This is a genomic window from Micromonospora sp. DT15 (genome assembly GCF_049841475.1).
GTDB lineage: Bacteria > Actinomycetota > Actinomycetes > Mycobacteriales > Micromonosporaceae > Micromonospora.
The window spans coordinates 38,451-52,582 of sequence record NZ_JBNCKJ010000005.1 but is presented as its reverse complement, the minus strand read 5'-3'; the positions used below and the strand labels follow the sequence as shown (position 1 = coordinate 52,582).

15 protein-coding genes are annotated in these 14,132 nt (G+C 72.8%); 4 read left to right on the top strand and 11 right to left on the bottom strand.

The window, feature by feature from the left end; genetic code table 11:
- The first annotated feature begins 126 nt into the window (after positions 1-126).
- From ACLQ3F_RS12710 to ACLQ3F_RS12700, 3 genes are all read left to right on the top strand, one after another.
- Positions 127-1,083, top strand: a complete 957-nt coding sequence (locus ACLQ3F_RS12710; protein ID WP_357197613.1) for an ECF subfamily RNA polymerase sigma factor, BldN family — start codon at positions 127-129, stop codon at positions 1,081-1,083.
- Positions 1,084-1,372: 289 nt separating this feature from the next.
- Complete coding sequence (locus ACLQ3F_RS12705; protein WP_355005758.1) at positions 1,373-2,242, top strand: DUF5667 domain-containing protein; 870 nt, start codon at positions 1,373-1,375, stop codon at positions 2,240-2,242.
- Between the two features lie 126 nt (positions 2,243-2,368).
- Complete coding sequence (locus ACLQ3F_RS12700; RefSeq protein ID WP_357257386.1) at positions 2,369-3,238, top strand: HAD family hydrolase; 870 nt, start codon at positions 2,369-2,371, stop codon at positions 3,236-3,238.
- A 28-nt stretch (positions 3,239-3,266) separates the two neighbouring features.
- Here the strand turns inward: ACLQ3F_RS12700 and ACLQ3F_RS12695 are convergent, their stop codons facing one another.
- The 11 genes from ACLQ3F_RS12695 to ACLQ3F_RS12645 form a co-directional block, all read right to left on the bottom strand.
- Positions 3,267-4,148 carry a lysophospholipid acyltransferase family protein gene (locus tag ACLQ3F_RS12695; RefSeq protein ID WP_425849288.1) on the bottom strand — a complete coding sequence of 294 codons (882 nt, stop codon included), beginning with the start codon at positions 4,146-4,148 and terminating at the stop codon, positions 3,267-3,269.
- A 266-nt stretch (positions 4,149-4,414) separates the two neighbouring features.
- Positions 4,415-5,491, bottom strand: coding sequence for an NAD-dependent epimerase/dehydratase family protein (locus ACLQ3F_RS12690; protein WP_357231750.1), 1,077 nt, complete (start codon positions 5,489-5,491; stop codon positions 4,415-4,417).
- Positions 5,492-5,612: 121 nt separating this feature from the next.
- The gene (locus tag ACLQ3F_RS12685) at positions 5,613-5,714 is read right to left on the bottom strand and encodes a 30S ribosomal protein bS22 (protein WP_007465623.1); all 102 of its coding nucleotides are present in this window, start codon (positions 5,712-5,714) and stop codon (positions 5,613-5,615) included.
- A gap of 270 nt (positions 5,715-5,984) precedes the next feature.
- A complete protein-coding gene (locus tag ACLQ3F_RS12680) occupies positions 5,985-6,194 on the bottom strand; it encodes a helix-turn-helix domain-containing protein (RefSeq protein ID WP_007465625.1) in 210 nt (69 codons plus the stop codon).
- A 212-nt stretch (positions 6,195-6,406) separates the two neighbouring features.
- Entirely contained in the window at positions 6,407-7,591 is a 1,185-nt protein-coding gene (locus ACLQ3F_RS12675) for an ABC transporter permease (protein WP_357197620.1), read from the bottom strand.
- Positions 7,588-8,574, bottom strand: coding sequence for an ABC transporter ATP-binding protein (locus ACLQ3F_RS12670; protein WP_425848800.1), 987 nt, complete (start codon positions 8,572-8,574; stop codon positions 7,588-7,590). Before ACLQ3F_RS12670 ends, ACLQ3F_RS12675 begins: the two co-directional genes overlap by 4 nt.
- On the bottom strand, positions 8,571-9,917 hold the full coding sequence (locus ACLQ3F_RS12665) for an efflux RND transporter periplasmic adaptor subunit (protein WP_425849285.1): 1,347 nt from the start codon (positions 9,915-9,917) through the stop codon (positions 8,571-8,573). Before ACLQ3F_RS12665 ends, ACLQ3F_RS12670 begins: the two co-directional genes overlap by 4 nt.
- 79 nt (positions 9,918-9,996) lie before the next feature.
- Positions 9,997-11,286 carry a hypothetical protein gene (locus ACLQ3F_RS12660; RefSeq protein ID WP_425848799.1) on the bottom strand — a complete coding sequence of 430 codons (1,290 nt, stop codon included), beginning with the start codon at positions 11,284-11,286 and terminating at the stop codon, positions 9,997-9,999.
- A 69-nt stretch (positions 11,287-11,355) separates the two neighbouring features.
- Entirely contained in the window at positions 11,356-11,931 is a 576-nt protein-coding gene (locus ACLQ3F_RS12655; protein WP_425848798.1) for a TetR/AcrR family transcriptional regulator, read from the bottom strand.
- Positions 11,924-12,724, bottom strand: a complete 801-nt coding sequence (locus ACLQ3F_RS12650) for an alpha/beta fold hydrolase (RefSeq protein ID WP_425848796.1) — start codon at positions 12,722-12,724, stop codon at positions 11,924-11,926. The genes ACLQ3F_RS12655 and ACLQ3F_RS12650 overlap by 8 nt, the downstream gene beginning before the upstream one ends.
- A 107-nt stretch (positions 12,725-12,831) precedes the next feature.
- Positions 12,832-13,752 carry a proline dehydrogenase family protein gene (locus ACLQ3F_RS12645; RefSeq protein WP_091402747.1) on the bottom strand — a complete coding sequence of 307 codons (921 nt, stop codon included), beginning with the start codon at positions 13,750-13,752 and terminating at the stop codon, positions 12,832-12,834.
- 79 nt (positions 13,753-13,831) lie between these two features.
- On the opposite strand from ACLQ3F_RS12645, the gene ACLQ3F_RS12640 reads away from it, so the two are divergent.
- Positions 13,832-14,131: a hypothetical protein gene (locus ACLQ3F_RS12640; protein WP_357197634.1), complete on the top strand. Its 300-nt coding sequence runs from the start codon at positions 13,832-13,834 to the stop codon at positions 14,129-14,131.
- The last annotated feature ends 1 nt before the right edge of the window (position 14,132 follow it).

The window sequence follows — 14,132 nt, the reverse complement described above, 5'->3', positions numbered from 1 at the left end:
CCTCCACGGGAATTGCCGCGCGTCGGCAACTCCCGTGACCGTCCTGCCCGACCGGTCACCCGGCCGGTCCGCCCCGACGAGACCCAGACCGGCCCGCCCGGCGACCGACGGGACGGGGGCGACGCGATGACCACCTTCGGATACGCGGAACGTCCGGTCGGCCTGACCGGTCAACCCGCCCGCTCCCACGTCAACGAGCGGCCCGCGGCCCGTGCCCCGTCTGACGAACAGCACGGCGGCGTCGTGCGGGGTGACGGCGCGGCGCAGCGGATCCGCAGCCGGCCACACCACAACGAGCCACCGCCGCGACCCGCGGTGCCCGGCGGAAACGCGAAGCCGGCCGGCGGCCGGGTCGCCGTACCGCCGCGACCCACGATGCCTGTGCAGGGGCGTCGGGTAAGCGACACACCGGCGGTCACCACCGACCCGGCGGCGGGCGAGACAGCGGTGATCCCGGCGGTGCCGGCCACCACCGCGACCACTCCGACCGGTTTCCCCAGCCGCCCGGACCCGTCCGACCCGGCGACCGAGGTCTGGACGCTGATCGAGCGGGCCCAGGCCGGTGAGTCCGAGGCGTTCGGTCTGATCTACGACCGCTACGTGGACACCGTTTTCCGGTTCGTCTACTTCCGGGTCGGCAACCGGCAACTCGCCGAGGACCTCACCTCGGACACCTTCCTGCGCGCGCTCAAGCGGATCGGCAGCTTCACCTGGCAGGGCCGCGACCTCGGCGCCTGGCTGGTGACGATCGCCCGTAACCTCGTCGCGGACCACTTCAAGTCGGGCCGGTACCGGCTGGAGGTCACCACCGGCGACGTGCTCGACGCCGACCGGGAGGACCGGGGCCCGGAGGGCAGCCCGGAGGCGGCAGTGGTGGAGCACATCACCAACGTCGCGCTCCTCACCGCCGTCAAGCAGCTCAACCCGGAGCAGCAGGAGTGCATCGTGCTCCGCTTCCTCCAGGGCTTCTCGGTCGCCGAGACGGCCCGCGCGATGGGCAAGAACGAGGGAGCCATCAAGGCCCTCCAGTACCGCGCCGTCCGCGCCCTGGCCCGGCTGCTGCCCGACGGCTTCCAGCCGTAGTTTGTTACGGCGGGACCGACGGACGTCGATCAACGTCCGCGCAGCTCAAAGTCGGTCCCGCCCGGTGATGACCATCACTTTCTGTAATTTCCGCCCCGCCAGGCCCGTAACCCGTGCCCGGTCCGCCGCGTTTCTCCGGGTGCGACCGGTGGATGTCCCGGCAGGCCCGGGTCACCGAGGTCCGACCGGCATGCCGGCGGCACCTCACCTCCGTGGTGTCACACTGCCGCCCGGTCGCTGGCAACGACGGCGGCCGACCGGCCGTGACCAGCGAGAGGAGGTGCCTGCGGTGGACAACACCCTCTTCTCCCGCCGGCGCGCGGAGCGCTTCGCGCAGCTTCTCGACGAGGCCAACGGCGCTCGACGACACCACGTGCGATCCCGGGTGGACGGCCAACTGGCGCCGCTCGTCGCAGTGGGTCAGCGGCTCAGCGTCGACCCCCCGGCTGTCGAGGTGGACCAGGACTTCCGTACCGGCCTGCGGGCGATGCTGCTCGCAACCGCCGAGCGGGAAGGGCTGGGCAGTACGCCGGCGGCGGTCAGCGAACCGGCCGCCACCACCACCCGCGGGCGGCTGCTGCCGGCGGTCACCGCACGGCGGGCCCGAGCCCGGGGCGCGATCCTGGTCGGCATCGCCGCCGGGGCCATCGCCGTCTCCGGAATCTCCGCCGCCAGCGAGAACGCGGTGCCCGGTGACGCGCTGTACGGCATGAAGCGCTCCACCGAACGGGCACAGCTCGCCCTGGCCAGCTCCGACATCAGCAGAGGCCAACTCTTCCTGGACTTCGCCCGGACCAGAGTCGGCGAAGCCGCCAAGCTGCGCGGCGACCGGATCGGCTACAGCGCGGTCCTCGACGACATGGACGCCGACAGCCGGCAGGGAGTTCGCCTGCTGACCTCCGCCGCCGTGCAGCGGGCCGAGCCGGGCAGCCTGGACACTCTCAACACCTTCGTGTCGAGCCAGCGCCGGGCCGTACGCGGTCTGCTCGACGGGAGCACCCGGGTCGACCGGGAACGGACCCAGCGGTCGCTGGTGTTGCTGGACAGCATCCGGGAACGCTCGGACGACCTGCGCGCGGCGATCGCCTGCGGCCTGCCGGCACCGACCGCCAGCGACGCCCTCGGGCCGAACCCGAACACCTGCCCCGGGGCCCGCTGACCCGCGTCCCCATACCGCACGTCCGACCGGCCGCGCCACAGTTCGCTGTGTGCCCGGCCGGTCGCCCGTCTACGGCGGATACGCTCGCGGGGGAGCATCCGTCGTACCGGTGAGGAAGGGATTCGCGTGGCGCGCAGCCGTAAGGTGACGGTCAGCACCGACGCCGAGGGGCACACCGCAGCCTGGGCCGAGACCGACCTGGCCCCGGTCAGCGCACCCGATCCGAGCGCTGCGGCGTTCTTCGACGTGGACAACACGATGATGCAGGGCGCGTCGATCTACTGGTTCGCCCGTGGGCTCGCCTCCCGAAACTATGTGACGACCGCCGACCTGGCCCGATTCGCCTGGCAGCAGCTCCGCTTCCGGCTGCTGGCCCGGGAGCACGCCGGTGACATGTCACTGGCCAAGGAGGCCGCGCTGGCCTTCGTGCAGGGCTGGCGGGTCAACGAGGTCGAACACCTCGCCGAGGAGATCTTCGACGAGATGATGGCCCCCCGGATCTGGGCCGGCACCCACCAGCTCGCGCAGCGTCACCTGGACGGCGGTCAGCGGGTCTGGCTGGTCAGCGCCGCCCCCGTCGAGATCGGCCGGGTGATCGCCGCCCGGCTCGGCCTGACCGGTGCCATCGGCACTGTGGCCGAGGTGCTGGACGGGGCGTACACCGGACGGTTGGTGGGTGACCTGATGCACGGGCCGGCCAAGGCTGAGGCGGTCACCCAACTCGCCGCCGTGGAAGGGCTCGACCTGTCCCGCTGTGCGGCCTACAGCGATTCGGCGAACGACCTGCCGCTGCTCCGCGCGGTGGGCCGGGCCGTGGCCGTCAACCCGGACGGCACCCTGCTGCGGCAGGCCCGCCAGCACGGCTGGGAGGTGCGGGACTTCCGCAGCGGTCGCCGGGCTGTGAAGATCGCCGTACCGTCGACGGCGGCCGCCGGGCTGGTCGCGGGCGCGGTCACCGCCGGCCTGGCCCTCCAGCGCCGCCGCCGAGCCGGCTGACCTCACGCGACACGTCGCGCCGGCTGGTTCAGGGGCCGAACGGGTCGGGGCGTCGCTCCAGCAGCGTGTGCAGGGTCTGCTGGATGGTCTCCCGCACCTGGTCGGCGAGGTTGAAGACCACCAGCGGGTCGTCCGCCGAGTCGGTCAGGTGGGCGGTGGGGATCGGCGGGCAGAACTCGATCAGCCACTTACTGGGCAGCGGCACCATGCCCAGCGGGCCGAGCAGCGGGAACGTCGGCGTGACCGGGAAATAGGGCAGCTTCAGCAGCCGCGCCAGGGGCTTGATGTCGGCGAGCATCGGGTAGATCTCCTCGCCGCCGACAATGGCGACAGGCACGATCGGGGTGCCGGTACGCAGCGCCGCCGAGACGAACCCGCCCCGCCCGAAGCGTTGCAGCTTGTACCGGTCGGCGTAGAGCTTGCCAATGCCCTTGAAGCCCTCGGGGAACACACCGACCAGATCGCCGCCGCTGAGCAGCCGCTCGGCGTCCGGGTTGCAGGCCACGGTGCCGCCGGTCTTGCGGGCCAACTCGGAGACCACCGGCATCCGGAAGACCAGGTCGGCGCCGAGCAGCCGCAGGTAGCGGTGGGCGGGATGCCTGTCGTGCAGCGCCGCCGAGAGGATCAGGGCGTCCAGTGCCACAGTTCCGGAGTGGTTGCCGACCACCAGCGCGGGCCCGTCCACCGGGACGTGCTCCACCCCACTGACCTCGGTGCGGAACCAGTCGCGGTAGAGCAGCCGCAGCAGCGGGTGGAAGACCGCGTCGGTCAACTCCGAGTCGAACCCGAACTCGTCGACCTCGTAGTCACCGGAGAGCCGCCGGCGCAGGAACGCCAACCCGTTCGCGACCTTGCGGTCCCAGTGGTCCCCGGGCCGGTCCGACACCGCCGACTCGGTGCCGCCGGACAACCCGCCGTCGACCCCGTCGGCCGGGGCCGGAGCTGGGGCCGGCGGTGCGGCCGGAGCCGGGGCCGGCGGTGCGGCCGGAGCCGGGGCCGGCGGTGTACTGGGGGTCGGGGGTGCGGTCGAGGCCGGCGGCGCGGCCGGGGTCGGCGCGGCCTGCGCGGCAGGTCGATGTCCGTTGCGCCGCGCCGGCTCCGCGTCCGGAGCGGGCACCCGCTCGGGTACGTCGAAACGCCCGACCGACTGCGGGTCGCGCCCCTCCTCGAAGCCGCTCATGATGACCGCTCCCGGACCGCTGAGCGCACCTGCCGGATGCCGTCCAGGACGAGTTGCTCGGCGGCGGCCAGCTGATCCCGGGTGACCACCACGCCGCCGTGGTGGGCCCGGATGAAGTCCTCGAACGCCTCGGCTGTCGACCGGGGCGTGAAGCCGTACTCCTGCTCAAGCCGGCTGGTGTCGACCACCCGGCCGTGCACGAAGAGGTCGACCTGGTCCAGGCCGTAGCGGCCGAAGCCCATGGTGCGGGCCAGCGCGGCAGCCCCGGAGAGACCCGGCTCCAGCACCGGCACGGCGACCCGACCGGCGCGCCGGATCGCCTGGGACAGCGACAGCACGCCGGGGCCGGCGACGTTGTAGGTGCCGGGATGGTCCTCCACGATCGACCGGTGCAGCACCTCCAACGCGTCGTCGAAGTGCAGGAACTGCAGGCGGGGGTCACGGCCGAAGACGGTCGGCACGAACGGCTGCGAGAAATAGCGGGTCAGCGTGGTGTCTGCGGTCGAACCGATGAACGGGGCGAAGCGCAGCACCGTGGCGGTGACGTCGGACCGACGGCGGCGGAAGCCGCGCACGTACCCCTCAAGGTCGAGGATGTCGCGGCCGAAACCGCCGCGCGGCACCTCGCGGGGTTCGGTCTCCTCGGTGAAGACCGCGGGGTCCCGGAACGACACCCCGTAGGCGGCGGTCGACGAGCGGACCACGAGCTTGCGCAGTCGGGGTGCCCGCTGGCAGGCGGCGAGCATCTGCATGCTGCCGATGACGTTCTGGTCCTTCATCCCGGACCGGCCGCCGTGCTGCGGGTCGGGTGAGGTGACGAGCGCGAGGTGCACCACCGCGTCGACGTCCAGGTCGGCGAGGAGGCCACCGAGGGAACCGTTGTCGACGCGGATCCGTTCGACCCGGTCCAGCAGGTCGGTGAACTCGATGCCGGAGTCCGGTGCGTCGACCCCGATGACCCGTTCGATGCGCGGGTCGGCGGCCAGACGGGCCGCCACGTGGGCTCCCAGGTAACGACCCACTCCGGTGACGACGACGACCCCCGGAGCACCTGAGGTGCCACCGGGGGTCATCTGACGCACCTACGCCGGCAGGATGGACCGAGCCGGGACGACCACGGCCTGATCACCTGAGCCTCCGGAGGTCGACAGTTTGGCAAGTGACGCCGAACGCCGGGCCTGAGCCCGGCGGCGATCACTTGCCGAGACGGCGACGCTGGACGCGGGTCTTGCGCAGCAGCTTGCGGTGCTTCTTCTTAGCCATGCGCTTACGGCGCTTCTTGACCACCGAGCCCATACGACAGCCTTTCGATACAACGTGCGGGGCGGACCGGATGACACCACGCAGGTGGCGACGGCGACCGCTTGCGGACAACGGACCGGACCAGTCTGGGCGGCGGGGCGCACCGGTGGGGTCTCGGTCGGGTTCCAGGGTAGCCGCAGGGCGTCAGCCGGACCAACGCGCCCCCGCCGCGGCCGCCTCTGGCGCACGACTGCGGGGCGCGCGAGCTCACTCCTCACGCCCACCGACGCCGGTCAACCGACGAGCGGAGGGTGAGGCGGTGGCTCAGGCGGTCTCCTGAAAGGCACCCCGGAGATATTCGTGCACCGCATGCTCGGGCACCCGGAATGACCGACCGACCCGGACGGCGGTGAGCTCACCGCTGTGCACCAGGCGATAGACGGTCATCTTCGACACCCGCATGACCGTCGCCACCTCCGCAACGGTCAGGAACTTGACCTCCGACAGCCGTCCGTCGGACTGTGACCCGGCCATGGCTCACCGACCCATCCCATGCCCGGCGCGTGCCAACCCGACGGATGCTCCGGGCCGGGCCGACGACGCGCGTGTTACCAGTACGGTAGCGGGGCGGTTGTGACCGGCGCGATCCCTTCCTGCAACTGATCATGCTCAGGTGGCCGGTTCACCCGATCCGTGCTCCCGGTATCCGCCCGTCCGCGTCCGTCGTCCGGTTGTTCCTTTGCCGCTCATTCGGTGCGTAGCGCGACCACCGGGTCGAGACGGCCGGCGCGCTGCGCGGGAACCACCCCGAAGACGATGCCCACCACCGCCGAGACCCCGAAGGCGAGCGCCAACGACCACCAGGTGATCGCCGCCGGGATCGGCGACAGCGCGTCGACAAGCAGGGCGGTGCCCACGCCCAGCGCCATCCCGGTCAACCCGCCGATCGTGGTGAGCAGCACCGCCTCCAGCAGGAACTGCACGCCGATGTCGCGGGGACGCGCCCCGACGGCCTTGCGCAGCCCGATCTCCCGGGTCCGCTCCCGGACGCTGACCAGCATGATGTTGGAGACGCCGACGCCGCCGACGAGCAGCGAGATGCCGGCGATGGCCGCCAGCACGCCGGTGAGGACGCCGAGGATGTCGCCGAGTACGCCGAGGATCTGCTGCTGGGTGACGGCGCTGAACTCGGTGTCCGGGTGGCGGCGGTTCAGCTCGGCGACGATCCGTTCGCCCAGCTCGTCGATCCGCTCCCGGTCCGGCGCCTTCACCGCGATGCCGTCGACCCGCTGGGTGCCCCAGAGTCGTTGCGCGGCGGTCACCGGCACGTGCACCTCGTCGTCCCGGTCGACGCCGAGGCTCTGCCCGAGGGGCGCGAACACACCGATCACCCGGAACCGCACCCCGGCCAGCGCCACCTGCTGGCCGAGCGGGTCCCGGTCGGGGAAGAGCGCACGGGCGACCGAGTCACCGAGCACCGCCACCCGGCGGCTGGTGTCCACGTCGGTGCCGGTGAGGTAACGTCCGCGCGCCAGCGAGCGGGTGAACACGGCCGGGGTCGTCTCCAGGACGCCCTGCACGGTGGTGAAGTCGGAACGGGCGCCGGCCCGCGCGGTCGCCCCCGAGGCGACGGTGACCGCCACCCGATCGGGGTCGCCGACCACCCGGGTGACGGCGTCCACGTCCTTGAGGGTCAGCGGCGAGACGACTGGCGCGTTGCCCACCTCGATGCGGCCTGGGACGACCAGCAGCAGGTTGGAGCCGAGGCCCTCGACCTGTTGCTCGACCTTCTGCTTGGTGCCGGTGCCGATCGCCACCAGCAGCACCACCGAGGCCACCCCGATGATCACCCCGAGCATCGTCAGCGCGCTCCGCATCCGGTTGGCCCGCAGGGCGTCCAGCGCCACCCGCCACGCCTCGGCGACCCTCACGCCGTACCTCCGGGCCGCTCGAACCCGCGCGAGCCCGCAGCGTTCTCACGCGCCTCGCCCGGGTCGGCCTCGGGCCGCTCGACCTCGCGCGGAAGGCGCCCGGTGGCTCCGGCGGCGCCACCGGAGCCACCGGACGGGTGCCCCGGACCGCTTCCGGACGCGGACCGGGGCTCCGCGCTGGGAGCGGGGACCAGTGTCGCAGGTCGACCGTGATCAACGGACGGCGGTCGATCATGAGCGGAGCGCGGGTCGCCGCTGTCCGCCACCACCACCCCGTCGCGCATGGTGATCCGACGATGGGCGCGGGCCGCCACCTCCTGGTCGTGGGTGACCATCACCAGCGCCACCCCCGACTCCACGTTCAGTTGTTCCAACAGCCCCAGCACGGCGGCGCCGGTGGCACTGTCCAGGTTGCCCGTGGGTTCGTCGGCCAGCAGCACCGTCGGCTCGGTGACCAACGCTCTGGCGATCGCCACCCGCTGCTGCTCACCGCCGGACATCTGGTTGGGCCGGTGGTCCAGCCGGTGCCCGAGGCCGACCCTGCCCAGCATCGCCGCCGCCCGCTCCCGCCGCTGCCGGGCCGGGACTCCCCGGTAGACCAGAGGCAACGCCACGTTCTCCACCGCCGAGGTACGCGGCAACAGGTGGAACGCCTGGAAGACGAAGCCGATGGTCTCGTTGCGCAGGGTCGCCATCTCCGGTGGGGCGAGGGCGTTGACGTCGCGTCCGCCGATCACCAGGCGGCCACCGGTGGGCCGGTCCAGCCCGCCGAGGAGGTGCATGAGGGTGGACTTGCCCGAGCCGGACGGGCCGACCAGGGCCACGTAGTCCCCCGGCTGCACGGTGAGCGACACCCCGCGCAGCGCCTCCACCGACACCCCGTCGAGCTGGTACGTCCGGGACACGTCCACCGCCTCGATGGCCGGAACGCGCTCCTCTGCCGGCGGATCGCCGCGCGGATCCGCGACGGCGGGTTCGCTCACCGGACTTCCTGGCCGTCGCGGACCTGGTCGGCGCCGCGCACCACGATCCGGTCGCCGGGCTGCACGCCGTTGAGGATCTGCACCAGGTCGGCCCCCTGGACGCCAACGGTCACCGACGCCCGGCCCGCCTTGCCGTCACGGACCACCCAGACCGCGTCCCGTCCGTCGGCGGAGAACACCGCCGACGCGGGGACCGTCACCGCGTCGGCGGCCTCGCGTACGCGCAGGTGCACGATCGCGTTCATGCCGGGGCGGGGCATCGGAGCGGGCTCGTCCTCGGCCAGCTTTCCGGCGCCCAGCGCCAGGCGGACCCGGTAGGTGACGCCGCCCTGCGCGGAGTTGGTGGGCAGCACGTCGACCGATCGGACGACCGCGTCGTAGCTGGCGCCGGCGACGGCGTCCAACTCGACGGTGGCCGGCACGCCGGCCTTGACCAGCAGCACGTCGGTCTCGTCCACCTCGGCGAGCAGACCCAACTGCCCGGTGTCGACAACGGTCAGCACCGGGGTGCCGGCGGTGACCTGACCACCGACCGCGACGGCGTCGTCCACGCCGGGGGGCGGCCCACCCTGGCTGGGGGCAAGCACGGACGGGTCGAGGCCGGCGCCACCGGCCTGTTCCAGGAGCCCGGCCAGACCGGCATTCGCTCCTCCCCCGGCCCGGGTGCCGCCGGGCTGCACCACCCCGGCGATCGGGGCGCGCAGGGTCAGCGCGTCGACCGTCGCCTTCGCCAGGTCGTACGCCTGCTGGGCCTGGAGCCGTTGCGCCGCCGAGAGAGCGCCGACGGCGGAACTCAACCCGTTGATCCCCCGCTGCACGGAGCGGACCGCCTGGTCGGCGCTACGCGCGGCGGCAGCGTACTGGCGTTGCGCGGACGTCACCTGGGTGAGCAGCGCGTCGCGCAGTTGCGGGTCGGCGATCTTCTCGGCCGCCGTGCGGGCCGCGTCGAACGCCTCGTCGGCGGCCTTGTCGGTGCCACGCCGGCTGCTGGTCAGGCTGCCCGCGCCGACGCCTCGGCCGGCGCGCTTCGCGGCGGCCAGCGCCTCCTTGGCCTGACGGAGGCGCTGTTGCGCGCTCGGCGAGTCGACCACCGCCAGCACCTGACCGCGCTTGACCCGCTGTCCGGGTTGGACGCGCAGGCTGGAGAGGGTGCCGTCGGCGGGAGCGGTGAGGGTGGCGGCGGCTCGGGCGGTGACAGTGGCGGGTGCGTCGATCACCTCGGTGACCGGGTTCCGGGTGGCCGACGCCAGCGCGAGATCGGGGCCTTCGTCGCCGCAGGAGGCGGCGGTGGTGGCGGTGAGGACGACGACGGCGGTCAGGGCGATGAGCAGGCGGGGCCGCATGGTGCTGGCGGGCCGTGACGACTGGGAACGGCGCACCCATCGATGGTACGGCGCACCGCCGCACCGCCTGCGAGCTGCGTCAGGCGGCGGTGGCGCGGACGTACGCCACGCACTCGTCGTGCAGCGTCGACCACTGCTCACCGAACGCCTTCTCGGAAGCCGCGTCGATGGTCCTGCCGTCGTGCACCACGGTCTTGAAGAAGGTGAGCAGCCGCAGCGGCCCGTACCTGTCGACGAGGTGCCGAACGGCCAGGTAGCCGATGCCGTAGCTGGCGGCGACCCGTTCGGCGGACGCGTCGTCGGCGGGGTTGACGCCCTCCAACTTGCCGTCCCAGCCGCCCCGGACCATCTTGCGCACGTCGGCGATCCCCTCGTACCGGTCGACCGCCTGGCCGCCGGCACCGGCGAACTCGGCCAGGCCCTCGACCAACCACCAGGTGAGCTTGCCCGGGTAGCCGCGCTCCGGCAGCGACGCCGCGTGGGTCAGCTCGTGCCGCAGCAGGTCGTCGGTGCCGCTGTTGGTGAGCCCTTCGGCGTTGAGCACCACCTCGTGGTGGCCGCCGCCCACCGTCACCGCGTAACCGCCTGTCCATTCCGGACGTTCCCCGCCGTACCAGCGTTGCCACTCGGTGCGCCCGGCGTAGAAGATCCGGTACCGGTCCGGAGGTGAGCCGGTCACCGCGTACCCGTCGGCGACCTTCGCCGCCGCCTCGGCCTGCGCGAGCAGGCCGGGCAGCTTGCCGCGCAGGACCGGGGTGGTGGCGACGATGGTCCGCGCGCCGATGGCGACCGCCAGGTTGCTGATCTCCCACGGTCGGGTGCCGGTCTCCACCGACTTGGATTCCTCCATGGCGACCATCCGGGGCTGGTCGCCGTTCTCCCGCCACCGGGTGCCGATCAGCACCGGGCTGGGCCGGCACTTCGGCGTGACGAAGCAGTACTGGAAGCGCACCAGCAGCCGCCACTCGCCGGGCTTGCCGATGATCGGCACGGGCAGGCCACTCGGCTCCGCCCGCCAGCCGGTCACCTTGAGCTCGCGCAGTGCGGCGAAGCGTCGGCGCAGGTCGTTGTGGGCGGCGGGATCGGCGACGGCGAGGAACCCGGCGCGGTCGCCGCCCAGGAGTGCCGCTGACTGCCGGTGGAGCTGGGCGGTGATCCGGTCGGACAGCCCTCGGGCCACGGCGGTGGCCGGGTCGTCGGCCGCCGAGGCGCCGACCCGGCTGACGGTGGCGCGCGAGCCTGTCTCCCGGATCACTCCGACGACGAGCGCCGCCGGCAGGCCGCAGCCCAGCAGCAGGACGACCACCACGAGCACCGTCCACAGCGGCCAGAGCCGCCGCGGTGCTGGCTGCTGCACCTCGTCAGTCACCCGCCGAAGGGTACGACCACTACCTGGACGCGGCGAGGCCGCCCCGGGCCGATCGGCCCGGTGGCTCGTTCACCCGCCGGTACGCGGCCAGGAGCGGAACGAGATGTCCATGCTCGCGACCAACTGGTGGTACGAGCGGTCGACGTCACGGGGCAGACCGAAGCCCCCCGCGGCCTCCAGGGTCACGAAACCGTGCAGGGCGCTGCGCAGCACGCGGGTCGCGTCCACCGCGTCGTCCCCGGTGAGCCCGTACCCGCGCAGCACCGCGAAGACGGCACCGACGGCGCGTTCGCCGGCCTCGACGTGTTCCGGGTCGGCCGGGTCCGGCACCCGCTGGGTGGTCGGGTAGCGGCCGGGGTGCCGGAGGGCGTAGCCACGGTAGGCGTCCGCTATGGCCCGGAGCGCGTCGCCACCGGAGCGGCCGACCGCGGCGGTGGTCATTTCGGTGGCCAGTTCGGCGGTCGCCAGGGCGGCCAGTTTCTGGGTCAACGCGTCCGCCCCCCGTACGTGCTTGTAGAGGCTGGGCAGCGCCACCCCGAGCCGGCTGGCGAGCGCGGCGAGGGTGAGCTGCGGGAAGCCGACCTCGTCGGCGAGCCGGGCCGCCTCCCGTACGACGGTCTGCTGGTTGAGGCCGACCCTAGGCACCGGCGCACACCGCCAGGAAGCCGAGCAGCTCCTCGGCGGTGCGTTGCGGCCGGTCGGCGTGCGGGTAGTGGCCGGACTCCTCGATCATCCGAGCTTCGGCGGTGCCGAAGAGCCGCCGGGCGGCCCGCGCCTCGGCTCCCGGGTCGGGGAAGTCCGGGTCCTTGGAGCCCATCAGCACCAGCACCGGTTGCCGCACCTGCGGGGCACGGGCGGTCCAGTGCGGCTCGGCCGGTGCGATCACGCCGCGCGTAGCGGCCATCCGACCGGGCTCGCGCAGGTTGGCCACCATCGAGCGGCGGTACGCGGCGTCGTCGACGGGCCGGTGCACCGGGAAGAGGGTGTTGTGGAACATCCCGAACAGTCGAGCATTGTGCAGCACCGACCACATCGCCATCCGCAGCAGCGGGTTGAGCTTCGGCTGACCGACGAACGCGCCGATCTGCACGATGCCGGTGACCAGTTCGGGTGCGTCGGTGGCGGCGAAGACCACCGCCGCCGCGGCGGACGAGCTGCCGACCAGCACGGCCGGGCCGGCGTCGAGGTCGCGGACCACGGCCAGCAGGTCCGCGCCGACCTCCGCCGGGGCGTACGTGGGCCAGCCGGCGCTGGACTCGCCGTGCCCCCGGACGTCGACCGAGGCGACCCGGTGACCGGCGGCCACCAGCAGCGGCACGAGGTGCCGGAAGCTCGCCCTGTTCTCGCCCATGCCGTGCGCGAGGACCACCAACGGCCCCTCGCCCTGCACCTCGTACGCGATGTGTCCACCGTCCCGCCGCACCTGGCTAGTTGTCATAGCTTTAAAGCTAAGCTACTTAGCCAACGTTGGCAAGCCGGTTACCGGAAACGGGCCGGCAGCAACCCGAGGGGTCGCCGCCGGCCCGTTTCGCCGAACCGGAGGAACTACTTCTTGGAGATCAGGGCACGGCCGAAGAAGACCAGGTTGGCGGGGCGCTCGGCGAGCCGGCGCATCAGGTAGCCGTACCACTCGTCGCCGTACGGGACGTAGGTGCGCACCGTGTAGCCCTCGCCGGCCAACCGGGCCTGCTCCTCGGGGCGGATGCCGTAGAGCATCTGGAACTCGAAGCGCTCGGGACCCCGGTCGAACCACCGGGCCCGGTCCTCACCGATGGCGATCATCCGCGGGTCGTGGGTGGCCAGCATCGGGTAACCGTCGCCGGACATCAGGATGTTCATGCAGCGCACGTACGACTTGTCCACCTCACGGGCCGACTGGTACGCCACCGACTCCGGCTCCTTGTAGGCGCCCTTGCACAACCGCACCCGCGACCCGGCCGAGGACAGCTCCCGGCAGTCCGACTCGGTCCGCCGCAGGTACGCCTGGAGCACCGCGCCGGTCGACGGGAAGTCCTTGCGCAGCCGGCTCAGCACCTCCAACGTCGAGTCGGTGGTGGTGTGGTCCTCCATGTCCAGGGTGACAGTGGTGCCCGCCGCGTCGGCCGCCGCGCAGATCGCCCGCGCGTTGTCGTACGCCAACTGCTCGTCGAACATCTGGCCGAGGGCGGAGAGCTTCACGCTCACCTCGGCGGCCGGGGTGAGCCCAGCGGCGCCGAGCATCTTCAGCAGTTTCAGGTATTCGTCCCGGGTGGCGGTGGCCTGCTCGGGGCGGACGGTGTCCTCACCGAGGTGGTCGAGGGTGACCGCGAGGCCGTCGTCGACGAGCCCGCGGGTCGCGCGCAACGCGTCGTCGGTGGCGGCGCCGGCGACGAACCGGCGGACGACGTCCCGGGTGTACGGGGCAGTCGCGACGAGCCGCTCGACCTGGGATGACCGGGAGGCGGCGAGGATGACGGAACGGAGCATGAGCCGAGCGTAACGCCCCTGTGAGGGGCCCCGCCGAGGGGCGGCCGGGCCACCTCGGCCCGGGGGCGGGGCGGCGGCGGTGGCGTTGATCGGCTACAACGATGCCGTGGACCAACGCCCCCGCCGCCGACTCCGCTCGGCCTCCGTGCAGCTCGGCGCGCTCACCGCTCTCGCGCTCGCTCTCTCTGGCTGCAACATGACCTCGGACGACGACGATGACGACGACTGCGCCCTCGGGCCGGTCGGCGGCGGCGGCACCGTCGCGCTCGCGATGCGGGTCAGCGACCCGGCCGCCGGTCGCTCCGCCCCGGAGCCGACCACCGCCGCCCTGCCCGAACGCGGTGGATTCGGCACCCACCTCGCCGCCTGCGGCGGCTGAC